The organism is Acinetobacter sp. YH16052, from assembly GCF_013417155.1.
Lineage (GTDB): Bacteria > Pseudomonadota > Gammaproteobacteria > Pseudomonadales > Moraxellaceae > Acinetobacter.
On sequence record NZ_VPEO01000154.1, the window covers coordinates 1 to 1,390 of the forward strand.

Consider the following 1,390-nt stretch of genomic DNA (forward strand, 5'->3'; position numbering starts at 1 on the left):
AAAAGTTGATTTCTGCTGTTTTTGTGATCACGGTTAAAATTCTAAGTCATTGATTTTTATATTAATATACAAAAGCATTTCGTATAACCTCCATTATGTTAAATGGGCATAAATCAATTCTAAAATTATCTATGATAATTCTTAGCTTTTACTTCAGTACTGCGTTTAGGGTGGATAGAAAAGGGGCTAGCTGCTATGATTGCCCCCGAAATCCTCCAAAATAGATATCTTTCTTAATATGACACTTACGCCACCATAAGTTTATTTACCTCTTAAATCAGTAAATAACTCATCACTGTCTAGTGATGTGGTGTAGTAGCTTGTGTGTCGTATATATCACATCACTAGCCTATCTGAAAAATTAAAAAACAGGCTATGTTTATGTTATCTAATGTCCGAGAACAGTGGTTCTCTAACATCCGTGGGGATGTACTTGCCGGATTAGTCGTCGGTCTTGCACTCATCCCTGAAGCCATCGCATTTTCAATTATTGCAGGTGTAGATCCTAAAGTCGGTCTATATGCATCCTTTTGTATTGCCGTCGTGATTTCTTTCGTAGGTGGTCGTCCTGCCATGATTTCAGCTGCCACCGGGGCTATGGCACTGCTTATGATCACATTGGTCAAAGAGCATGGGCTTGAATATCTGCTGGCAGCAACAATTTTGACAGGCGTGATTCAAATATTGGCAGGCTATTTAAAGCTTGCCAAGTTAATGCGGTTCGTATCTAAATCTGTGGTTATTGGATTCGTAAATGCGTTAGCGATCTTAATTTTTATGGCTCAGTTGCCTGAACTGATTAATGTGACTTGGCATGTATATGCTCTAGTTGCTTTAGGTTTGGCGATTATTTATCTCTTCCCTCTGGTTCCCAAATTAGGAAAATTACTCCCTTCTCCACTAGTCTGCATCATTGCAATCACATTATTGGCAATCGCTTTAGGAATTGATGTACGGACCGTGGGCGATATGGGGTCTTTACCTGACACACTTCCAATGTTCTTGATTCCAAATATTCCTTTGAATATTGAAACATTGATGATTATTTTGCCTTATTCAGTCGCACTGGCGGCTGTAGGTTTACTTGAATCGATGATGACAGCAACTATCGTGGATGAAATGACAGATACGCCAAGTGATAAATATCAGGAATGTAAGGGACAAGGGATTGCGAATATTGCTTCTGGCTTTATGGGTGGCATGGCCGGTTGTGCAATGATTGGCCAGTCGGTGATTGACGTGAAATCAGGGGGACGCACCCGTTTATCAACGTTCTGTGCCGGTATTTTCCTGTTAATTCTGGTGGTTTTTCTTAGTGACTGGTTAAAGGTCATTCCCATGGCGGCCTTGGTAGCTGTCATGATCATGGTATCAATAGGCACGTTTAACT

1 protein-coding gene is annotated in these 1,390 nt (G+C 40.4%); it reads left to right on the top strand.

All coding sequences use genetic code 11. The features are described from left to right. Positions 1-381 precede the first annotated feature (381 nt). A partial coding sequence (locus FTV42_RS16890; RefSeq protein WP_180039254.1) for a SulP family inorganic anion transporter occupies positions 382-1,390 on the top strand: 1,009 nt, incomplete at its 3' end.